Raw genomic sequence first — 22,302 nt, forward strand, 5'->3', positions numbered from 1 at the left:
ACTGTATATTTAGACATAAAAACACCCCATAAATGTTAGTTTGGTGTCTAACATTTACGGGGCAGATCATTACTTGCCATTGCAGGATGGTGTTTTTTGAAAGGAGCACGGAGCAGGAAAGTTTGGCTTGCAGTGTGTATGCTTGGCACGATTGTTGGGTTGGTCACAGGGATGCTGGGTGCGAGATTTGCATAGGGGGAGCTCTTCATTCTTAATCGGGTATTGAACAAACGGGAGCTAGCGTTAAATAAGTACACCCAAGCTATTTTCCCACATGCAAGTAGCTGGGGTGTAAAGCTTAGATCATGGAACAATTTCAAAAACAGTACCTTGGTTAAAATCAGTCACTTTTATCGAACCATAAACCCCTAAATAGAGTCTTGTTTGAAGCAGGTTTGTTCCCAAACTAACATAATAAGCTGATTGAGTCCCGAAATGATGATCGGTTTCAATAACGCTAAAATCATTTAGTTTACAATCTGAACTTACCCTGGTATAAGCTAAAACCCCTCTAACGGGAGACTTGGATGCTGTATGCTTGGCAAGATCAGTAAATACAACGCTTCCCGTTAAATTGGGGATTCTATTCCCCGCATATGCTTGTACTCCTGTAAGTGCAGTTCCTCCAAACTTATCGGGCCTTTGATCTTTATGAAAATAACTAGTTAGAGGCTCAATACGCTTCGCTGAAGAAGAGATTGCTTCGTTGAAATAAGCAATTGTTTTCTCATCCAAAGCTGGATTTAGAGAGCAGCGCCTTATAAAAGAAGTAGGAAAAGCACCTTCCCAACCTCGCCATCCAAAGTTAATAAATCCTTCTAGGTTAGGTTTGGATTTCATTAAAGAAGCTTGAGTTAGCTGAATAACTGGTATCGGTTTATACTGAACGAATGAAAAAATTGACTCTACCAAGTCCTGTCCAACATTTCCCACATATTTGATGTACTCATTATAAAACCTTTGAAAAGAAATGCCTGGTATATTGCGAACCCCTTTGGCAATTACCGTAAGCGTTTCTTGGATAGGGATGGGAAGTTCATCAAAACGTGAGACTACGGGTGGATTAGAGATAAATATATTTTTAGTTACATCAATTTCAATGATTTTACCAGCTATCTCCATATCGTTCTGACTTAAATTAAATGGATCGTAGCCAGATCCACCATCCCCGGTTGTTAAAACAAGGTTTCCGGTTTCCGGTGAAAAGTTTAAGCTATTGACCCCATTATGATTAAAAAATGGTCTTCGTAAGTTAAGTAATGTTCGTCGTTTTTGAGGTTGCCCATTCGATTGTAAGATCCATTCTTCAACTGTATCAATATGATCATATTGAGTTTCTCTATTTATCCATCTAAGGTTTAAAGTTTGGGGATCACACGGGTTAGGCTTAAAAGGTTCAGAAAGAGCACCTGGGCCCTGTGTTCCGGCTACTGAATAATGAAGATAAAATAGACCGTTATCATAAAAATCCGGATGAAATGCTAGCCCTAGCAATCCTCGTTCATCATATCCACCACCAGAAACACCTTGTTCCGAAGTACCTAGTTTTAAGATTCGGGAGCGAATATCTAAAAAAGTTCTGATAACCCCGTCACCTATGTAAAAAATCTCTCCTACCTGAGTTGCAATAAATAATCTTTCAATGTAGTCACCCGGAAGGATTGCTGTTTTTAAAACAGTGGGTAAATTTATTTTACTTACAAGGGGCCGTAAACGAACCCTAACTTTTCTCAACGAACTTTACACTCCTTCTGCTTGTTTTCTTTTATAAGGATATGATGAGAACTGTTCGATTAGTATCCAATTAGGGTCGGTGAATTTTAATTTGAATCGGTATTTTTGTCGGTTGTACTTCATAAGGATCATCTAAGATTCCAATTTTTTATTTCATTGTCCCGTTTTGAAGAAGAGAAGGGGGAATTTATGGGGTGGTTTAGCATTCTATCACATGAATCATACAGGCTCCATCAGTATTTTAAAACGTTTACCTATTCTAAAAAGCTAGTATTAGCCGCCCTTTTTTCAGCACTAGCAGCTATTCTGCAGTCAGCCGGAAACTTTCTCCCAGGGGTTGGTTATGTAATCAGTCCATTTGCCACGCTCCCTATTTTGATTTGTACCATTATTTCTATTCCTATAGGGCTTAAAAGTTACGTTTTAACGTTTTTTTTACTGATTCTAATCCAACCTGGCGAATCTTTCGTTTTCCCGTTTACAACAGGGATAGTAGGTTTAGGAATTGGTATAGCTCTCCTTATTTTAAAAAGACGAATTAGCATCATTGTTTTTACGTCTATATTATTGACGAGTGGAATTTGTTTTCTTCTATATATTGTCCATTTCCCTGTTTTAGGACCAATCGCTAGCACATCTCCATCGTTAATGGTTATAGGATTTATTTATATTTTTTCTTTTGCATATAGTTGGGGATGGGGTGAATTAAGCAGGCTTATTTTTAAGAAATGGTATAAATTAATAGGGAAAATAGGTAAGTAAGTTTAGGGCGCGTCATGCGCCACAGTTCTCGAAGTGTTAATTTTCAAAACTAAGCCCTTTTCCATTCGTGGAGGAGGGTTTTTTGTTTTGGAAAAAAGGAGGTGCTTAGTTTGGACGAAACGTTGATAACTTTGTGAGTAATGTTCTAAGGTTGTGTAATTGTTGTTTAGTCTGTATGGAATGTTGATAAGTTTCGGGGAATTGTTGTGTAGTTGTTCAGGAATGTTGAGAACTCTGTGAGTAACGTTGTGAATGGTACGACATTTGATGCCGCAATTTTACAACTCTATAACAAAATGATAATACTATGGTAGTAAAAGGGACGGTGAAAATAGTATGGCAGTCATTTTAATTGTCGAGGATGAAATAGCCATCAATGAATTGATCAAAAAGAATTTGCAGCTTGTTGGGCATCAATGTACTTCGGTCTTTGATGGAAAAAGTGCCATTTCTGAAATACGATCCCATCCATATGACCTGATCATTTTGGATATTATGCTACCTGGGTTAGATGGCTTTGAAGTGTTTGAAAAAATGAAAGAAACGCCGACGATTTTCTTAACGGCGCGTACTAGCTTGTCAGACCGCGTCAAAGGGTTATCGATGGGAGCGGACGATTATTTGACCAAGCCATTTGAAATGCTAGAGTTGTTGGCTCGCGTTGAAGCTGTATTGCGGCGCACTCAAAAAAATAAAAGTTCTTTTGAAGTTGGCGCGGTGAGGATTGATTTTGACAGCCGGCAGGTATTTTATAGGGACCAGCCTGTGGAATGTACCCCGAAGGAATATGAGTTAGTAGAGGTGTTGGTCAACAACCGGAATATTGCATTGTCGAGAGACAGACTGCTGGAACTTGTGTGGGGGTATGATTATGAAGGTGATACCCGAACGATTGATGTTCACATCCAAAAGCTGCGGAAAAAATTAGGGTGGGAGAACGTGATTAAGACAGTTTACAAAGTAGGTTACCGCCTAGAGGTCAATCTATGAAGTATCGAACTTTTTTAACGACACTGCTACTTTTCCTGTTCACCTTCAATCTTGGCATTCTGATGCTATCGTTTACGATGTTCAAAGACACGGTTAAACATGCGGAGGAAAGAAGTTTGGCAGAGCATTATATTATCACATCTGCGATTGTAAAAGATTTTCAGGCTGTTGAAAGCCGCGGGACCTCAATTGAGGAGGCTGTCGATTATCTGCTCCAGCCATACAGTTATTTTTCAAGTGATAACAAGGTTGGGCTGGCGCTGTATAAGGGGGATCGGCTTGTCTATTCCAACCGACAGGAAACGGGATGGCAGCTCAATTTTTTGAAGCCACCGGAGGACGGGAGTCGACGCGTTACTTTTCAAGAATCCGGCGATCATACATATGTCATGGTGTCGGGAAAGCTTCCTGTACCATACGATTCTTATGCAATGGTTTATCAGTATGATACGACAGAAGCGATCGTCGCATGGAAAAAAATAAGAAACACATTGTTTCTAATGGGATTGGGTCTTTCCGCTTTGCTTGCTGTAGGGCTTCTTGTCCTACTGAATCGAATATTCAAGCCTTTGTCGCAAATTTCCCAAACTTCCCGCGATATTGCGGCTGGCGCATATGAAACAAGGCTTCCGGTATCTGGAAATGACGAGCTTTCCGAAATGGCGCAAAGCTTCAACTATATGGCAGAGGAAATTCAGCATCAAATGGCGGAGTTGATGATTGCTGCAGAAAAAAAGCAACAGTTTATCGATAATTTTGCTCATGAGCTCCATACCCCTTTAACGGCTATTTATGGATATGCCGAGTATTTGCAAAAAGCTGTTCTGACCGAAGACGACAGGCTGTCCGCAATCAATTATATTATGTCCGAAAGTCGGCGCATGCAAGCACTGGCGAATCAGTTGCTCAATCTGGCCAACCTTCGAAACGATCAAATCGTCTGGGAAGCGCAAAACGTCACCGAGCTGTTTCAATCTGTTAAACAGACATTGCATAATAAGATCATGGAAAAAGAAATTCAAATCGAATTTTATAGTGAAATCGAAGTTATTCAGGGCGATGCAGACTTGCTAAAAAGTTTGTTTGTCAATCTAATGGATAATGCCGTTAAGGCGTGTGAAATAGGAGGACATATTGTTGTACATACTGTCATGGAAGCCGGAAAGAAAACCGTTTGCATCCGGGATAACGGTAAGGGGATGCCCCCTGAAGTGATCCAGCATATTACGGAGCCTTTTTATTGTGTAGAGAAATCACGAAATCGCAAAGATGGTGGAACCGGATTAGGCCTTTCCATTTGTCAACAGATTGTGTTACGGCACAATGCAGAGTTGGAGTTTATAAGTCATACAGGCGAAGGAACGACCGCCAAAGTTATCTTCATACAGTAGAAGACTACTACCTCTATAGATTGGAGATAAATGCGGTTTTGTTCTACTGTTCAGCGGGTGTTCAAACACTTGCTGAACGAAGATAAAGCCTCCGGCGGATGCCACAGATTTTGAAAGGAGTGAATTGCATTTATCTAAGTGCCTTAATTTCTGCAAAAAACGCAGAGATACGGCAAATCGAACCCTACGCTGTTCGATTCGCAATTCAAAATCTGGACGCAATCACGCCGAGGCGAGATTGATTTTTACAACTTCATCATAACTTGGTGACGATTCGATAATATGGCCCTTTTATACTGTTATTGTGATCACACAACAACGATAAAGGAGAGGTTTAAATGGCAGCAAACGGGTCGGAAAGAAATGGTGTTAAAAAAACGATTCTTACGGCAACGGTGGTTATTGGAGCAAGCACGTTACTTTCGATGGGCATCTTGCAGGGGGCGACAGCGGCGGAATTTAACAAAACAAAAACGATTCCGACTAGCTACACAAGTTATGTAGGGGATGGATCGCAAACTGTACAAAATAGCTTGCCGGAAGGTTACAAACCGGCAAATTATACGATCGGAGCTATTGACCTTGACTACTACCGCAATCAAACACCAATGAGCAAAGATATGGACAAAGAAGATGCGGCGGAAATTGGCGCACAGGCTATCTGGAGAGTGTTCGACGCGAATTTGGAGGGGCAAGTGGTTGAAATGGGGTACCAACAAGCAACGGATAGTCAACCACGATCGACATGGTATGCTGAAGTGCTGATAAATGGCGAGCGCAGTTATTATTTCTCTGTGGACTCGGTAACGGGGGAATTATTCAGCGTAGGACGGTGGGACAGAACATTGGAAGTGAATGTTTCGGTGGCCTTTGATCCGGCTCTTGATAAAAATCCGCAGGAATTCGTGACATTGGCCAAGGAACTGGCTGAAAAACATAATGTTGTGCACGGCGCAGTCAAATTGGTTGAATACAATGGCCAAGGCTACTCCAATAATGATCCGACCATTTCCGTTGATATTACGGGCGAAAATGGGGAAATTGCTTTGATGACATTCTCCCGATATGATAAGGAACTGCTCGGAATCTCCTATAGTGCATCCTATAAGCCTTATCTGGAGCATCATGAAAAATATCTTAAGGAGTTGCAGGAAAAAGTCAAAGAGCTTGAAAAGTCAGCGCCTCCTGTTGGTGAAAACGATGTACCTATTCTGAGGACCATTGAATTGGATTAAGATTAAAACATATTTGAAAAGGAACAACCTGTGTGCTGCTATCAAGCAGTATGCAGGTTGTTCTACTTCACTTGTTCCTTTATAGTTTTGAATGAAGTTTGTGTGGAATGTTGATAAGTTTCGCGGGAGCGTTGTGAAGTTATCCGGAAACGTTAAGAACTTTGTTGAAAGTGTGGTGTGCATTGCGAAGATTGTTTGAAATGTTGATAAGTTTTATGGAAGCATTGTGTAGTTGTTCAAAAGTGTTGAGAACTTTGTGAGTAACGTTGTGAAGTTGTGTGTATGTTGATTTGTTTGAGCAAAACGTTGATAAGTTTTGCGAGAAGATTGTGTAGTTTGCCGAAAGTGTGAAGAACTGGTTATCCTAAGGATTGCCGGGACAAATTGCTTGAATGGAAGATGATTTCTCGATATGGTTAGCATACTAACTAGTTACTGTGGAAAGAAGGTGAACGTTTGATTGAGGAAGAAATCCGGAAACTTCTTGATGAGCTATCGACTAAACAGCGTCGAAGTTACTCGGATATGTTGCGCCAGTTAGATCTTCATATCGGTCAAGATCAGTTATTATGTCGGTTATTGAAAGAGGACGGCATTACGCAAAGTCAGCTAAGTGAACGGTTGAGTTGTGAACCGCCGACTGTGGCGAATATGGTGAAGACATTGGAAAGCTATGGTCTGATCCATCGGAAGCGTGATGCGCTCGATGCGAGGATCAATCGTGTGTATTTAACGCCTGAAGGGCAGGAGATGATAGCGCCGATTGAAAAAGTGTGGAGGAAGCAGCAAGATAAGTTATTGGATGGCATGTCACCCGAAGAGCTGCATTTATTGAAGAGGCTGTTAACGAAAATGGCTGAGAATCTATCGTAAGCTCGGCCTTTTTAAATAGAATGTTAGCATGCTAATGATTTTTGGATAAAGAATTTAATTCGATTGGAAGGATATCGCATATGAGATTAAGTATTTTAGATCAAGCGCCGATCACAAAAGGAAATAAGGCAGCGGATGCTTTGAAAAAGGCGGCAGAGTTAGCGGTTTTAGGGGATGAATTAGGCTATCATCGCATGTGGATGGCAGAGCATCATGGCACAAACGACTTTGCAAGTTCGGCACCGGAAGTGGTGGCGGCGCATTTGGCAGCGAAAACGAAAAATATCCGGATCGGCACCGGTGGAGTGATGATGATGCACTATTCTCCTTTAAAATTAGCCGAGGTGTTTAAAACGTTAAGTGCTTTTTCTCCGGGACGGATTGATTTTGGGGTAGGGCGCGCTCCGGGCGGGGATCAGCGTTCCATCTATGCTTTATCGGAGGGGCGTCAGCCAATGTTTAACAATATGTATGAGAAATTTGATATAGCTTTGCAGTATATCAATGATGAAGTGCCCGAAGACCGTCTATACAATCAAACGATTGCCACGCCATCCGAAGTCGTATTGCCGGAAGCTTGGCTATTGGGTTCGACGGGGAATAGCGCTGTGCAAGCTGGCATTCGAGGTGTCGGCTATTCGTTTGCGCAGTTTTTCAATGGTGAAATATCGAAGCAAATCTTAGATGCTTATAAAAATAACTTTCAACCTTCCGTTTTTATGGAGAAACCGGAAATCAACGTGTCCTATATGGTGACGGTGGCTGATACGAAGGAAGAAGCAGAGTTTGAAGCGAAACCTCAAGATATTTGGCGTCTGTTATTTATGAGGGGGCAGCTTACCTCGTTTTTGACACCCGAGGAGGCACGCGATTATCCATTGACGGAAATGGATCGGATGATCATAGAAGAAAATCGGAAAATCCATCTGGTGGGAGATGCTAAAGAAATCGCAGCCGTTTTGAAAACGGAACAGGAGCAATACGGATTCGATGAAGCGATGATCGTAAGCATCCCGCATTCGCAAGCGAAACGTTTGGATGTTTATCGACTATTGGCAAGAGAATTATTGTAACAGGATAAAAAAGAGGACCCTCACATTTGTCGTTTGACGAAGTGGGGGTTTTGCTCGTGGCTGATTCATTCGCCAACATCTCCCGACCATCATTGTCAACTAAGTTTATAATATCTTAATAATAAGAAATTGTCAACCTAGTTGACAATAGGATTTTTATTTTGCTATATTGAAAAAAGACCGTTTGGGAAAGGGGAGGTGTGCCGCGAATATCGATACAAAATCGCCATGGTATGATCCCTATAAAACATGTGCGTTCTGTCATCATTTTAACTTGATTCAGCAGAAGTCCCTCACTTCCATAAGTGGCAGGATGAATACCAGAATGCATTTCAATCAGAGAGAGTCTAAACTCCCTGCTGATTCAAGTTAAGCCTCCGGCGGATGTCACAGATTTTGAAAGGAGTTAATTGAGCTTTGCTCAATTCAAAATCTGGACGCAATTACGCCGAGGCGTAATTGATAGTGGTAAGAAAATTGCCAAAGACTGGTCTAATTTAGTAAAAAGGGAGATTTTGATGAGTACACAAATTCAAGTAAAAAATCCTAAGACAATGGCATTTATCCTTATGTTAGGAGCGTTTATTGGATTATTTGGAGAAACCGCCTTAAATATGGCGTTAACAAATATAATGGATCAATATACGATTAAAGCAGGAACGGCACAGTGGCTGACGACTGGGTACTTATTGGTATTAGCGATTTTAGTGCCAATTACAGCGCTGTTGATGAGATGGTATACGACAAGGAAATTAGTAATCGGCGGCTTAGTGATTTCGCTAGCGGGCGCAATTTTAGCGGCATTATCTCCCTCTTTTGTTGTGTTGCTGCTGGGCCGTTTAGTCCAAGCGGTCGGCACAGGTCTGATACTGCCTGTTATGACGACGGTGCTGTTAATTATTTTCCCGATTCATAGACGCGGTGCTGTAATGGGAATTATGGGGCTCGTGATTACATTGGCACCGGCTTTAGGCCCGACGCTTTCCGGCGTGATTATTAGCACATTGGATTGGCCGTATATCTTTTGGTTTAGCGCCATTTTCTATGTGCTGTTGACGATTTATGCGATGACCAAAATGGAGAATGTCTCTGATATCACAAAACCGAAAATCGATTTCCCGTCGATTCTACTTTCAACGATCGGTTTTGGTGGATTGATTTACGCATTGAGTACATTGGCTGAAAAAGCGATTACTGCGCCTGTCGTCTGGGGACCGTTACTTGCAGGCATCATTGGACTTCTACTGTTTGGTTTACGTCAAATGAAAATGGAACAGCCAATGGTGAATTTGCGTGTCTTTAAGTACCCGATGTTCACATTGGGAACGATGATGATGTTTCTTGGCATATTAATCATTTTATCCACTGCGATTCTACTGCCACTTTACTTGAAGAGTGCATTATTATTTAGCGCTGCAATGGCTGGATTAATATTGCTTCCTGGTAATGCTGTGAACTTTGTTATGTCACCGATTGTTGGTGCATTATTTGATAAATCGGGACCTCGTGTTTTCATTATTAGCGGATCGATTATCGTATTGATTGGCAATATTATGTTCATGAATGTGATTTCAGCGACAACGCCAAATTGGCAAATCATTGTTGCGTTCATGATCCTATTCTTTGGGATCACGATGGTCATGATGCCAGCACAAACGAATGCGCTCAATCAATTGCCACGTCAGTTTTATGCAGACGGTTCGGCGGCGATGAATACATTGAATCAAGTCGCTGGTGCAGCGGGAACAGCGATTGCCATTACCGTATTCACGGCTGGTCAAAAAGGGTATGGAGCCGCCTTTCCGGATGCGTCTGGACCAGAGATTGTAGCGGCTGGCGTGAGTTATGCTTTCTACTTCATCACGGCGATTTCGGTCATTGCAATGGTGATTGCATTCTTTATTAAAAAATCAAACGGGGGAGAAGTGAAATCCCTGGCACCTTTAAAAACAAAGAAACCGGTACATGGCTGATTAAAAATTTATGGAACTCATTTGTTACAAAAACCTTTCCTAGGCGCTCAGGAAAGGTTTTTTGTATGATGACTGAACTCTTAAAAAAATGTTGTTGACTACAGCAAGCTAGACAGGTAAAATGAAAATGTATTAATTGATAACGATTATCATTATCGAAAAAGTAAAGGTGGAAAGTTGGATGAAATTGATCAAGTTACTCAAGCCTGTTTTAACGGGTGCCTTCTTAACGGCCATGCTAGCGGGCTGTGGACAAACTGATAGCAGTTCTGAAGGTCAAAAATCAGCCGGTGAGCCCCAAAAAGTTGAAAATCAAGTGGTGAATGTCTATACTGCAAGACATTATGAGGCAGATCAAGCAGTATATGATAAATTTACAGAAGAAACTGGCATTAAAGTAAATGTGGTAAAAGGGGAAGCGGAAGAGCTTATTGAGCGTTTAAAGCGTGAAGGTGAAAGTACGCAAGCCGACTTATTTATTACTGTTGATGGCGGAGTGCTTGGCAATGCGAAAAATAACGATATTTTACAGCCTGTACAATCGGACATTATTGATAAAAACGTGCCTGCCCACTTCCGTGACAAAGAGGATTACTGGATTGGCATGTCGACAAGAGCGCGTGTGATTGTTTACGCGAAAGATCGAGTAAAACCGGAAGAGCTTTCTACGTATGAAGCTTTAACGGATGAGAAATGGAAAGGGAAAGTACTTGCTCGTTCTTCAACAAGCCTTTACAACCAATCATTACTTGCATCTTTCATCGAATTGAACGGTGAGGAGATGGCAGAGCAATGGGCACAAGGAATTGTCAATAACTTTGCGCGCCAGCCAGACGGCGGTGACCGTGACCAAGCAAAAGCGATTGCAGCGGGTGTGGGTGATGTCGCCATCATGAACACTTATTACGTTGGTTTACTGTTAAACTCTGAAGAACCTGAAGAACAGAAAGTTGGCGAAAGCATCGGTGTATTCTTCCCGAATCAAGAAACGAATGGAACACATGTCAATATTAGCGGCATCGGCTTAACAAAATATAGCAAAAACCCTGAAAACGCTACAAAACTCATTGAATACATGACAGGTGTAGAGGCACAAGAATACTTATCTGCGCAAAATTTCGAGTTCCCAGTAAACCCGGAAGCGAAAATGCCTGAATTGCTCCAATCATGGGGCGAATTTAACATGCAAGAGCTGAATTTTGATACTTTAGGGGAGTATAATCAACAAGCAATTCAGATTTTCAATAAAACAGGTTGGAAGTAAAAAATGTTTATACATCGCATAAAACGTTTTTATCAAAAGGATTTAAATAGTTGGTGGATCATCAGCGTTGTGGGGGTAGCGGTTATACTGCTACCCATCCTGTATATCTTTTTTTCCCTTTTCCAAGAACCGAATGAAAACTGGTTTCAGATTCGTCAGTATTTAGTGAAAACGTATATCGCCAATACAATCATCCTTGTCTTGTTAACAGGGATGTTTACTGCGTTTTTGGGGGTTACGCTTGCTTGGTTGACTTCAGCCTATGACTTTCCGCTCAAGCGTTTTTTTCGTTGGGGATTATTATTGCCGCTTGCTATTCCACCTTATATAGCGGCCTATACGTATCGAACAATGTTCAGCTATACAGGTGTGATTCAAGCGACATTGCGGAACCAATTTGATTATCAAATCAACCCTGAGCTGTTATCGATCTCTTCATTACGGGGCGCTGTTTTCATTTTTACGCTGTTTCTGTTTCCGTATGTTTATATGATGACGAGGGCTTTTCTTGAAAGGCAAAGTGCATCTTTTTTTGAAAATGCCAGGCTGCTTGGAAGGAAGCCGATTGCGATCTTTATTCGGGTTGTTTTGCCACTTTCAAGACCAGCTATTGTCGCCGGAGTAGTCCTTGTTATTTATGAAGTGTTAAGTGATTACGGAGTGACTAGCTATTTTGGCATTCACACGATTTCTACAGCTATTTTTCAAACATGGTTCGGCATGTATGATATTGATTCGGCGATGAGGCTCGCAGCATGGTTAATGGTAATCATTGTAGGGCTGTTTTTCTTGGAAAGGCTTCTCAGAAAAGGGCGGCGCTACAATGTCAATCAAAAGTCAAGGCCCCTTGTACCGATGAAACTAAAGGGGATAAAAGCGGTTGCCGCGTTTTCATATTGCGGGATCATTTTTCTGCTCGGCTTTCTCATCCCTCTTATCCAGCTGAGTGCATGGGCGAAGTTGACCTTTCACAAAGTTTGGAACGAGAGCTTTTTCATATTGTTTTTTCAAACCGTGTATGTGGCAGTCATTGCGACAATACTCATTCTCCTACTTGCCGTTCTTGTGGCAAATGTATGCCGCACTCACTCTGCGGGTTCTTACATATTAGCCAAATTAGCGACGACAGGTTATTCCATTCCAGGTGCAATTATCGCGATAGGCGTCCTCGCTATGTTTATAACGCTCGATCAATGGTTAGCCCCTGTCTATTCTTCTATGGGGTTGGGTGAAGCACCGCTAGTTTTGAGTTTATCGTTAGTGATGCTCATTGTCGGGTATGTGATCCGTTTTCTGGCGACGGGCTTTAATGCAGTTGAAGTCGGTTTTGAAAAATGGGGAACCAAGTATTCGGAAGCTTCAAGAATGCTGGGGCTTAGTATGACAAAAACTTTTTTCAAAGTAGATCTACCTTTACTTCGGGGCGCGTTAATAAGCGGATTTATTTTAACCTTTGTTGAAATTTGTAAGGAGTTGCCTTTAGCGTTATTATTGAGACCCTTTAACTTTGATACGTTAGCGACCAAAACCTATCAATATGCAAAAGATGAAATGATTTATGAAGCTTCGATCCCTTCTTTAATGATTATCGGGATCAGTGTGTTGTCTGTTGTCGTGTTTCAAATGATTGATAGGAAGGTGGAGCGATGAAAGTAGTTGAAATCGAAAATCTTAGTTTTGGCTATTCCCGAGTAGAAGCACCGATAATAGAAGATTTTTCTTTTACGTTGAATGCAGGTGAGATTGTCGGTGTATTAGGGCAGAGCGGCAGTGGGAAAAGCACTTTGCTCCGCTTGATTTCCGGTTTAGAAATGCCGACAAATGGGACCATAAAGATTGCGGATAAAGAGGTTGTTGGGAAACGTCGTTTTGTTCAGCCGGAGGACCGTGGAGTGGGTATGGTGTTTCAAGACTATGCGCTCTTTCCCCATATGAAAGTAAAGGAAAACATTTCATTCGGCTTATCCCGCATGGCGAGAAAGGAGCGAAAGCCTCGTGTCCGGGAAATGTTGGAGCTTGTCCAGATGGAGGAATTTGGAGACCGCTATCCTCACGAACTCAGCGGTGGGCAACAGCAAAGGATTGCACTTGCAAGAGCGCTTGCGCCAAAGCCGAAACTCTTATTAATGGACGAACCTTTCAGTAATTTAGACGCCGATTTAAAAACGTCTATACGTGAAGAATTGCTGTCAATTTTGAAAAAAGCGAATATGACCTGCATGATTGTGACGCATGACCGCAAAGATGTTGATGCCATTTGCGACAACAGTATCACGATGTGTCCGCTCCTTGCCAAACAAGGTGCGGCAGGACAAAAATTTCAAACGTTGCCAAAAGGAAATGGCGTGTTCATATCCAGTGACCGGCAATCGCATAATTGACACCAAAAGATCGAGCCCTTCAACGAATTTATCAATTGAAGGGCTTTTCCTTATGACTACCGCTTTATTCACTAGAAGATTCCCCCATGGATTATTTTTTACCCTTTTGGTCCTTGAAAAGTAACGGTACAATCGTCATGATTAAGATTAAGACCTAGTAATAAGTGGGGTGTTATGGATGAAAAGGGGATGGCTGTACGTTGTTAGTTTATGGGTTTTGCTCATAGTGGTGGGGTGCACGAATGATAAACAAGCGACTTCGGGTGCGTCAGAGCAACCCATTGAGTTGATGGTGTCGGCTGCGGCAAGTTTGACGGATGCTTTAGAAGAGATGAAAGCATCATTTGAAGATGAATATCCGGATATTGCGTTAACGTTTAACTTTGCAAGTTCAGGAAAATTGGTGCAACAGATTGAACAAGGTGCACCGTCGGATATATTTTTATCCGCAAGCACAAAAGACATGGATAAATTGCAGGATGAAAAGCTGATCGATGAGGCGACGCATGTCAACTTCGCGACGAATGAGTTGGTGCTCATTGCGGAGAAGGATTCCACTTTATCGGTAGATTCGTTCGAAGCGATCGATCCGGCGAGTATTGCACACTTTGCGATAGGGGAGCCGGAAAGTGTGCCGGTGGGGCGCTATACAAAAGAAGTGTTGGCGCATCTTGACTTATGGGAGCCTTTGCAGAGTAAGGTCGTATTAGGTTCGGATGTTCGCCAAGTGCTGACGCATGTTGCAATGGGCAATGCTGATTTGGGTGTTGTCTATTCGAGCGACGCGAAAATTTCAAATCAGGTGAAGGTGTTGGCCCCAGCGAGTGCAGAATGGCATGGACCGATTGTTTATCCTGGTGCGGTTGTGGCGGACAGTAAGCATTCTGAAGAAGCAAAAGCATTTTTAACATTTTTAACGAGTGAAAAAGGACAAGAAATTTTGAAGCGGTTCGGCTTTCAATAAGTAGGGGGGATACTCGTGCAGTCAACTGATTATACACCGTTAATCCTATCGTTGAAAGTAGCGGGTATCTCGACGGTTTTCGTGTTCATTGCGGGTGCTTTTTTTGCGCATTTATTTGCCCGGAAGCAGTTTTTCGGTAAAAGTATTGTAGAGTCTTTGTTTTTATTGCCACTTGTGTTGCCTCCGACGGTTGTCGGTTTCGGTTTGCTCATTCTCTTCGGGAAAAAGGGATGGATCGGGAGTTGGTTGTTGGAGTGGTTCGATTTTCAAGTCGTATTTACTTGGATTGGGGCGGTTATCGCGTCCATTGTCGTTTCGTTCCCTTTGATGTACCAAAGTGCAAGCGCAGCTTTTCAAAACTTGGATGTGCGACTAGAAAATGCGGCTCGGACGATGGGGGCGTCAGAATGGAAAGTGTTCCGGACGGTCACTTTTCCTTTAGCATGGCCGGGCTTGCTTGCAGGATTGGTTCTTTCTTTTGCGCGAGGACTTGGTGAGTTTGGCGCGACATTAATGCTGGCGGGCTATATTCCAGGAAAAACGGATACGATTCCGATGGCCATCTATTTTGCGGTGGAATCGGGTCATATGGAAAAAGCGACGTTTTGGGTCGTAATCATCGTCGCACTCGGCTTCAGTACGATCATGTGGCTCAATTGGTGGAGTAGGCGCAACATGCAACGCTATAGAAATGAACAGCTATAAGAGGGTGATCGAATGCTGGAAGTTCACATTAAAAAAGAACTGGCGCATTTTGCAATGGATATACACTTACAAGCGACCGATGAAATTCTTGTACTGGTCGGGCCTTCGGGATCAGGGAAAACGACGATTTTGAATGTTATTGCCGGTTTAGACAATCCAGATGAAGGCTCGGTCAGATTAAACGACCAGCTCTACTTTCAAGGAAAAGGAAAATCCCTCCCACCTCAGAAAAGGGACGTCGGGTATTTATTCCAAGACTATGCGCTTTTCCCGCATATGACGGTCGAGAAAAATATCTTCTATGGCATCAAGGATAAAAAGGACAAGGCGGCGATAGGGAGAGTCGAGCAACTGGTCGACGTGCTCGGAATCGGCCATTTAACAGCGAAGTATCCGCACCAAATTTCGGGTGGCGAAAAGCAGAGAGTCGCATTGGCACGCGCATTGGCGACGGAGCCTGCTGTGCTGTTGTTGGATGAGCCCTTATCCGCCTTAGATCGGGAAACGCGTCTGGAATGTCAGGATGAATTGTTACGAATCCACAAGATGTGGAAAATCCCATTTATTATCGTGACGCATGATATGGATGAGGCGGAGAAACTCGGAGATACCCTGCTATTTTTGAAAAAAGGGATGATAGACAAAGTCGTAGATAATACTGTAGATAAGCTTGCACTTTTATACTGAATGTTGAGGTTTCTATGGTAAAGTAAAAAAGAGTAAAGTGAGGAGGGGTTTCGATGAAAGAAATCACAACAACTGAAGTACAAGAGCGATTGGAAAAAGGTGAGACACTTCATCTTGTCGACGTGCGTGAGGCGGATGAGGTAGCAGAAGGGATCATTCCAGGTGCCATCCATATCCCGTTAGGGGAAGTCCCAGCACGTCTGGATGAGTTGGACAAATCGAAGCCTTATATCTTCATATGCCGCTCCGGCGGACGCAGCGGACGTGCGACGGATTTTCTGACAGAAGAAGGATACGATGTCACGAACATGGTCGGCGGCATGCTGGCATGGGAAGGCGCAACAGAATAAATCAGTAGCGGAAAGGACCTTTTTCAAGGGTCCTTTTTGTTATTCAAGTCGGCGCTCAAAGTAACGCTAAGGTGATCAAAGATTCCATTAAGCGCTCAATCCCCGCCTCAAGTGATCAAAGCGCTGCTCAAACGCTTAACCCCCACATCAAGTGATCAAAGCCTCGTTCACGCGCTCAACCCTCGCATTAAGTGATCAAAGCCTCGTTCATGCGCTCAACCCTCGCATTAAGTGATCAAAGCCTCGTTCACGCGCTCAACCTTCGCCTCAAGTGATCAAAGCCTCGTTCACGCGCTCAACCTTCGCCTCAAGTGATCAAAGCCTCGTTCACGCGCTCACCCCTCGCATTAAGTGATCAAAGTCTCGCTCAAACACTCAACCCCCGCCTCAAGTGATCAAAGCGCTGCTCAAACGCTCAACCCCACTCTCGAACACTCGACAATCCTCGAAGAATCTTATTTTCAAGTAGGACATATCTTTTGCCACCTCGGCGTATAGTGAATGAAAAAGGGGTGTCCAAGTGAAACGTTGGTTAGTGATCTGTGTACTTTTTATATGTTCATTAGGGATCGTAATGTACGGGGTAAATGCGTCGGACCGGGCCTTTTTTATGCCGGAGGAGTTAGGGGGCGTGAAAATCGTTATTGATCCCGGGCATGGGGGCTTAGATGGAGGGGCATCAGCGGGGGAGGTTGTTGAGCGGGACATTACGTTGAGCATTTCGCATGAACTGAGGAAACGGCTGGAGAAAAAAGGGGCGACGGTTATTATGACGCGTACGAAGGAGGGGGATGCTTTAGCCGAACATGCCCCGAAGGAAACATTCGGAACGACACGTGAACGGAAAATGGCCGATTTGAAATTACGGGAAACCATTGCTGTTGATGAGAATCCGGATATGTTTATTAGCGTGCATGTCAACTCGATTCCGCAAGATAAATGGCGGGGGGCGCAAGTGTTTTATCATCCAGAGGGAGATCCGAATGGTGAATTTTTGGCGAAGTCCATTCAGGAATCATTCCGGGGGAACTTGAAAAATACGGATCGTGTCGCCATGGCGATCAAAGGCGTTTACTTGTTAAAGAAAGTCCCGATGCCAGCTGTTCTTGTGGAAACAGGGTTTATCTCGAATCCTGAAGAACGTGCCTTATTGACAGATCCCGCTTATCACGGAAAAGTGGCAGATGCCATTTTGGAAGGCATTACTGATTATCACACTTCAGAAGAAAAGTGAGAGCACTTCGGGCATTCACTGAATGTTCACTATGGTATACTTGGAGGGTGAATGAATATACCTCCGAGGAGTGTCTAAATTGATCAATGAACAAACAGTACGAGAAATACTAGGTCAGTTGAAAGATCCGTTTTTACATAAAACGCTTGCAGAAACGAGTGGCATTTCCGAAGTTTCAATTAAAGAAGAGAAAAATCACGTAAGCGTAAAGCTGGCCATCGCTAAAATCAATACAGCTGAACAAATGGCGTTACAGATGAAGGTGGTTGAACAGTTGAAGGCAGCGGGGGCGGATTCTGTTGGGATTCGTTTCGAAGAATTGCCGAAAGAAGTGTTAGAACAATTCCGTGGAACAGCTACGGAATCTGAAGTACAGGACATTTTGTCACCATTGAGCAAAGTGGAATTCATCTCGATCGCGTCCGGAAAAGGCGGCGTCGGCAAATCGACGGTTTCGGTGAACTTGGCTGTTGCGCTTGCTCGACTCGGGAAGAAAGTCGGTTTGATTGACGCGGATATTTATGGATTCAGTGTGCCGGATATGATGGGCGTTACGGAATTGCCGGTCATTCGCGGCGATCGGATTATTCCGGTTGAACGCTTTGGCGTCAAAGTGATTTCCATGGGCTTTTTTGTTGAGGACAATGCGCCGGTTGTATGGCGTGGTCCGATGCTCGGGAAAGCACTGGATCAATTTTTCCGTGACGTGGAGTGGGGAGATCTGGACTATCTTTTCCTTGACTTACCGCCGGGAACAGGAGACGTTGCACTTGATATCCATCAGATGATTCCGATGTCGAAAGAAATTGTTGTCACGACACCACATCCGACGGCAGCTTTCGTCGCGGCACGGGCTGGGGCGATGGCGTTGCAAACAGATCATACGCTACTCGGTGTGATCGAAAACATGTCATGGTTCGAAGCGAAAACGACAGGTGAGCGTGAGTTTGTATTCGGCCAAGGCGGCGGCGTGAAGCTCGCTCAAGAATTGAGAACAGATTTGCTTGGGCAGATTCCACTCGGGCAACCGGACTGGAATGAAGAGGACTTTGCGCCATCCGTTTATGCAGAAGATCATCCAATCGGTCAGATTTACACGGACATTGCTAAAAACATCATCAAAAAAACAAACTAAGAAAAGCGCAAGCGCCTGGTTAGCTCGCGAAGGAAATAGGGGAAGACCCGGAAGCCGGTTTTTGGCTTTTGGGTCTTTCATCTTTTCCACAGTGAGCTAGGCGCTGGAGTCTGGACAAAAGAAAAGCGGAGGGCGCCGATTAGATGCGACAGGCATAAGACGGAATCGCGAAGAGGTACTTTTCCTCGCAGCCAGTTCGGCTTATGACCCGAGTATCTGGTGCCCGGAGTCTAGATAGAAAAAAGCGGAGGGGGAGATTAGCCCCCGCCGCTTTTTCCACCACCGCCACCACCGCTAGTTCCCCCACCAGATCCTCCGCCGTTCTGCTCGCCTGACTTACCACCACTTTCGCCACCGCCGCCCTCAGCGGGTTTAACATTTCCTGCTTTTAAAATGAGCTCTTGCCATTTGGTTTGCAGTAAAGGGCTGCTGATCGTTTCCTCCACCACTTTTTCAAGATGTTCTTTCATGTTGGCGGATTGCATGGCGGTTTCCATCTGTTTTTGCATATCGGGCTGACTGAAAAATTCCTCCAATTTTTTTTGGAAGGAAGAGTCCTCCATTAGCTGTTTCATGATTTCTTGTTGTTGCTCTTTCATGCTTTTGGCAATGGATTCCGTGAATTTCGGGTCTTCAAACGTCTTTTTCCAAAAGTCTTCGCCTTTGTCTGACAGCAACGTATCTTCAATCGACTTTTTCACTTCGGGTTGTTCCAAAATGAGCATTTCCTTGAATTCGGGATCGGCGAACATTTGTCGAATCGCTTTTTTTCCTTCTTCGGTTTGCAATGCGTCGGTCATCATTTTTTTGGTTTCATCATATGTCGGATTGGATTGCTGCGGTGCGCAACCAGATACAATAAAAACAAGGAGCAATATGTGCAACCATTTTTTTTTCATGGAAACCCGATTCCTTTCCATAAGCATTTTCATTTATTGTTCACATTATCGCGCAGAATATGCATCCAACGAGGAATGAAATAGATTTTTTGCAAAAACGTTGTTACACTAATGAAAGGAATAGAAGATGGAGGATTATCGTCGTGACAATACGAAATTGGATAAAATTCTTTTTTAATGCCCTACTAATCGGAGGACTTACGACAGCCATCGTCGGATTGATCGTTCGTTGGGAGTTCTTTTCTCAATATGTATCGAGTGGCGAAACTTGGCAATTCATCGGTGCGTTTCTTTGGATGATATTCCTTGGATTTACCATGAGTGTCGTAGCACAAATGGGTTTCTTTGCGTATTTAACAGTCCATCAATTCGGTGTTAACTTGTTTAAAACACTTACTTTGTGGAATTGGGTTCAACTGCTGATCATTTCACTTGTATTATTTGACTTGATTTTCTTTAGATTCCGTCTGACTTCAGGGGATACAAGTCGCACAATATTGTATTTATTACTTCTTGTCTCGCTTGTCGGTGTCGGGATTGTCACCGCTTATTTTAAAGCAAAATGGACTAAAAAACATACGCTGATCTCGGCTTTGTTTTTTATGATCGTCATTACAACGCTGGAGTGGTTGCCTGCATTGATGGTACGTTCCGGCAATATCGATTCATGGGTGACGATTTTACTTTACCCATTGCTTGCCGTTAACGCTTATCAAATTTTAATGTTGCCGAAATACAATCGGCAGTCGGATGAAGATAAGGCGAAGTTGGATGCGCGGAAAAAAGCGCGAAAAAAGGCAACGGCGACTGCAAAAGCGAAATAATCAATTACGCCTCGGCGTAATTGCGTCCAGATTTTGAATTGAGCAAAGCTCAATTAACTCCTTTCAAAATCTGTGACATCCGCCGGAGGCTTTATCTTCCTTCAGCGGGCGTTTGGACGTCCGCTGAACAGGTAACAAATCGGCATTCATCCGTCACCTATTGAGGTGGACGTTTCCGCTGAATGAAGAAAAACAACAAACCGGGCTCCTAATACAGATGCCCGGTTTGTTGTTTTTTCATTCAGGGATTTTCTTCAATTTCACTTTTGGTTGAAACAACATCTCCTCCACCGTGATGAAGGTGCGGCTATCGTATAATTTTTTTAACTCGGTGAATTCAATCCGATTTTCGCGGTGATGGGGAATGGAAAGGATTTCCCCTTCTTGAACAGGCGGAATGTTACCACCCTGCCAGGTGATGGAAGAACCTAGGGCGTTGATTTCGGCTTCCCACAGCATCGTATGTAATGCAAGGGGGAAAACTTCGTCTTTTGTTCGAAACCAAAGTGGCATCATGCCAAAAGTTTGTTCAAAACGTTCGATTTGATTGACGAATAATGGGGTATTTTGCTCGTAATCCTTCCCTTCGTTGCCGAGGAGTCCAACTGGGATTTTTTTATCTTTGATCAGTTCAACTGTTTCCGGAAAGCGTTCAACCCATTCCATATCCACAAATAGTAGTGGATAGGGCTTGGCTAAATCTTGGATCCACTGCTCGACCTCCACATCACCAAATGAAATATTCACCGTTAATGCCGATCCATTTGTTCCGCGTACGATGACTGCCGGATCCTCGGTAATACGGAAGACGGCGGTGAGCGGATTTTGCTTGGGCAATGGGGGAAAGAGCACAAAGATCACACAGCAAATGATGAAAATGATGACAAATCTGATACGCATTTATTGTCCCCCTTGTACACAATCTATATTACTTTATGAAAAGGTGTTGACGAATATGCATAACGCGTGTTACTATGTAAAAGTCGCTGTCAGGAAGTCGTTATTGCGAGTGAAAAACTTTTTTTAAAAAAGTGTTGAAAAAGATTTTTTTCTTGTTATAATGATATTTGTCATCAAACGACAACAGTGTCAGTTAAGTATTTTTCCGCAGTAGCTCAGTGGTAGAGCAATCGGCTGTTAACCGATCGGTCGTAGGTTCGAATCCTACCTGCGGAGCCATTTGCTTCCATAGCTCAGCTAGGTAGAGTGCTTCCATGGTAAGGAAGAGGTCGCCGGTTCGAGCCCGGCTGGAAGCTCCAGAGGCTTGTACTCCCGTTAAAATTGGGAGAAGCGAGCAGGACAAGGAAACGATTGAGAGAAGGAAGGAGCGTACTCAGGTACGTGACTGACTTTTAAAAGGGACTTTGACTAAGGTCGCGACGTCCTGTCGCAACGTCGAAGTCAGCACATCCTGTGCAAGCGAAGTTGACGCAGTAATGCGCCGCTTATCGCAATTTTAACAATGGCCCCTTGGTCAAGCGGTTAAGACACCGCCCTTTCACGGCGGTAACACGGGTTCGAATCCCGTAGGGGTCACCATTTTATTTTAAACCGAATATCGGAAGAAGTTTTCGGTATGAAAATATTATGTAATTATTTTATCTTGGTGGGGTAGCGAAGTGGCTAAACGCGGCGGACTGTAAATCCGCTCCCTCCGGGTTCGGCGGTTCGAATCCGTCCCCCACCATTTATTTCATTTTCTCTTATGTTTTATTCGAAGCGTCAACCGTTTTGAAGAAATATCCACATAGCTGAATTCAAACGTCTTAGTTTTGATGAGGTTCCCTTATTTTTCTATATGATTGAATTGGAAAAATCATCTCTTTTT

The 22,302-nt window shown here is 43.4% G+C and carries 20 protein-coding genes and 4 tRNA genes; 21 read left to right on the plus strand and 3 right to left on the minus strand.

The features are described 5' to 3' along the window. Window positions 1-303 precede the first annotated feature (303 nt). Entirely contained in the window at window positions 304-1,734 is a 1,431-nt protein-coding gene (locus ACFPRA_RS17595) for a PQQ-dependent sugar dehydrogenase (RefSeq protein WP_381437621.1), read from the minus strand. 189 nt (window positions 1,735-1,923) lie between these two features. Here ACFPRA_RS17595 and ACFPRA_RS17600 point away from each other — a divergent pair, with 189 nt between their 5' ends. The 16 genes from ACFPRA_RS17600 to ACFPRA_RS17675 all read left to right on the plus strand — a co-directional run bounded on the left by ACFPRA_RS17600 (window position 1,924) and on the right by ACFPRA_RS17675 (window position 18,751). After that, a complete protein-coding gene (locus ACFPRA_RS17600) occupies window positions 1,924-2,496 on the plus strand; it encodes a hypothetical protein (protein WP_381437623.1) in 573 nt (190 codons plus the stop codon). A 336-nt stretch (window positions 2,497-2,832) separates the two neighbouring features. After that, on the plus strand, window positions 2,833-3,486 hold the full coding sequence (locus tag ACFPRA_RS17605; protein WP_381437625.1) for a response regulator transcription factor: 654 nt from the start codon (window positions 2,833-2,835) through the stop codon (window positions 3,484-3,486). Next, window positions 3,483-4,877 carry a sensor histidine kinase gene (locus ACFPRA_RS17610; protein WP_381437627.1) on the plus strand — a complete coding sequence of 465 codons (1,395 nt, stop codon included), beginning with the start codon at window positions 3,483-3,485 and terminating at the stop codon, window positions 4,875-4,877. The genes ACFPRA_RS17605 and ACFPRA_RS17610 overlap by 4 nt, the downstream gene beginning before the upstream one ends. Before the next feature lie 338 nt (window positions 4,878-5,215). After that, complete coding sequence (locus ACFPRA_RS17615; protein ID WP_381437630.1) at window positions 5,216-6,112, plus strand: hypothetical protein; 897 nt, start codon at window positions 5,216-5,218, stop codon at window positions 6,110-6,112. A gap of 456 nt (window positions 6,113-6,568) precedes the next feature. Continuing rightward, window positions 6,569-6,985: a MarR family winged helix-turn-helix transcriptional regulator gene (locus ACFPRA_RS17620; RefSeq protein WP_381437633.1), complete on the plus strand. Its 417-nt coding sequence runs from the start codon at window positions 6,569-6,571 to the stop codon at window positions 6,983-6,985. 80 nt (window positions 6,986-7,065) lie between these two features. Then, window positions 7,066-8,058, plus strand: a complete 993-nt coding sequence (locus ACFPRA_RS17625; RefSeq protein WP_381437635.1) for an LLM class flavin-dependent oxidoreductase — start codon at window positions 7,066-7,068, stop codon at window positions 8,056-8,058. A gap of 518 nt (window positions 8,059-8,576) precedes the next feature. Further along, window positions 8,577-10,031 (plus strand): DHA2 family efflux MFS transporter permease subunit, encoded by a 1,455-nt coding sequence (locus tag ACFPRA_RS17630; RefSeq protein ID WP_381437638.1) that lies wholly within the window; start codon window positions 8,577-8,579, stop codon window positions 10,029-10,031. 181 nt (window positions 10,032-10,212) lie between these two features. Further along, window positions 10,213-11,295, plus strand: coding sequence for a Fe(3+) ABC transporter substrate-binding protein (locus tag ACFPRA_RS17635; RefSeq protein ID WP_381437640.1), 1,083 nt, complete (start codon window positions 10,213-10,215; stop codon window positions 11,293-11,295). 3 nt (window positions 11,296-11,298) lie between these two features. Continuing rightward, window positions 11,299-12,945 carry an ABC transporter permease gene (locus ACFPRA_RS17640; RefSeq protein WP_381437642.1) on the plus strand — a complete coding sequence of 549 codons (1,647 nt, stop codon included), beginning with the start codon at window positions 11,299-11,301 and terminating at the stop codon, window positions 12,943-12,945. Next, window positions 12,942-13,676, plus strand: a complete 735-nt coding sequence (locus ACFPRA_RS17645; protein ID WP_381437645.1) for an ABC transporter ATP-binding protein — start codon at window positions 12,942-12,944, stop codon at window positions 13,674-13,676. Before ACFPRA_RS17640 ends, ACFPRA_RS17645 begins: the two co-directional genes overlap by 4 nt. A gap of 178 nt (window positions 13,677-13,854) precedes the next feature. Beyond that, the gene (gene modA, locus ACFPRA_RS17650; RefSeq protein ID WP_381437647.1) at window positions 13,855-14,640 is read left to right on the plus strand and encodes a molybdate ABC transporter substrate-binding protein; all 786 of its coding nucleotides are present in this window, start codon (window positions 13,855-13,857) and stop codon (window positions 14,638-14,640) included. Between the two features lie 15 nt (window positions 14,641-14,655). Then, window positions 14,656-15,345 (plus strand): molybdate ABC transporter permease subunit, encoded by a 690-nt coding sequence (modB, locus tag ACFPRA_RS17655; protein WP_381437650.1) that lies wholly within the window; start codon window positions 14,656-14,658, stop codon window positions 15,343-15,345. 12 nt (window positions 15,346-15,357) lie between these two features. Beyond that, window positions 15,358-16,032 carry an ATP-binding cassette domain-containing protein gene (locus ACFPRA_RS17660; RefSeq protein ID WP_381437652.1) on the plus strand — a complete coding sequence of 225 codons (675 nt, stop codon included), beginning with the start codon at window positions 15,358-15,360 and terminating at the stop codon, window positions 16,030-16,032. Window positions 16,033-16,085: 53 nt separating this feature from the next. Next, complete coding sequence (locus tag ACFPRA_RS17665) at window positions 16,086-16,382, plus strand: rhodanese-like domain-containing protein (RefSeq protein WP_381437655.1); 297 nt, start codon at window positions 16,086-16,088, stop codon at window positions 16,380-16,382. Between the two features lie 520 nt (window positions 16,383-16,902). Next, entirely contained in the window at window positions 16,903-17,616 is a 714-nt protein-coding gene (locus tag ACFPRA_RS17670; protein ID WP_381437658.1) for an N-acetylmuramoyl-L-alanine amidase, read from the plus strand. 79 nt (window positions 17,617-17,695) lie between these two features. Further along, window positions 17,696-18,751, plus strand: coding sequence for an Mrp/NBP35 family ATP-binding protein (locus ACFPRA_RS17675; RefSeq protein ID WP_381437661.1), 1,056 nt, complete (start codon window positions 17,696-17,698; stop codon window positions 18,749-18,751). Between the two features lie 257 nt (window positions 18,752-19,008). On the opposite strand, the gene gerD is transcribed toward ACFPRA_RS17675, so the two are convergent. Continuing rightward, window positions 19,009-19,650: a spore germination lipoprotein GerD gene (gene gerD / locus ACFPRA_RS17680; RefSeq protein ID WP_381437663.1), complete on the minus strand. Its 642-nt coding sequence runs from the start codon at window positions 19,648-19,650 to the stop codon at window positions 19,009-19,011. A gap of 143 nt (window positions 19,651-19,793) precedes the next feature. Here gerD and ACFPRA_RS17685 point away from each other — a divergent pair, with 143 nt between their 5' ends. Further along, window positions 19,794-20,474 (plus strand): KinB-signaling pathway activation protein, encoded by a 681-nt coding sequence (locus ACFPRA_RS17685; protein WP_381437666.1) that lies wholly within the window; start codon window positions 19,794-19,796, stop codon window positions 20,472-20,474. Between the two features lie 237 nt (window positions 20,475-20,711). Here the strand turns inward: ACFPRA_RS17685 and ACFPRA_RS17690 are convergent, their stop codons facing one another. Continuing rightward, window positions 20,712-21,374 (minus strand): polysaccharide deacetylase family protein, encoded by a 663-nt coding sequence (locus ACFPRA_RS17690; RefSeq protein WP_381437668.1) that lies wholly within the window; start codon window positions 21,372-21,374, stop codon window positions 20,712-20,714. Between the two features lie 204 nt (window positions 21,375-21,578). On the opposite strand from ACFPRA_RS17690, the gene ACFPRA_RS17695 reads away from it, so the two are divergent. From ACFPRA_RS17695 to ACFPRA_RS17710, 4 genes are all read left to right on the plus strand, one after another. Then, window positions 21,579-21,653 (plus strand) — tRNA-Asn (locus tag ACFPRA_RS17695). Between the two features lie 3 nt (window positions 21,654-21,656). Beyond that, window positions 21,657-21,733 (plus strand) — tRNA-Thr (locus ACFPRA_RS17700). A gap of 205 nt (window positions 21,734-21,938) precedes the next feature. Beyond that, a tRNA-Glu gene (locus ACFPRA_RS17705) sits at window positions 21,939-22,013 on the plus strand. A 66-nt stretch (window positions 22,014-22,079) separates the two neighbouring features. Beyond that, window positions 22,080-22,161: transfer RNA gene (locus ACFPRA_RS17710), tRNA-Tyr, on the plus strand. Window positions 22,162-22,302: the final 141 nt, after the last annotated feature.

The organism is Sporosarcina soli (assembly GCF_042655805.1).
GTDB classification, from domain to species: Bacteria; Bacillota; Bacilli; order Bacillales_A; family Planococcaceae; genus Sporosarcina; species Sporosarcina soli.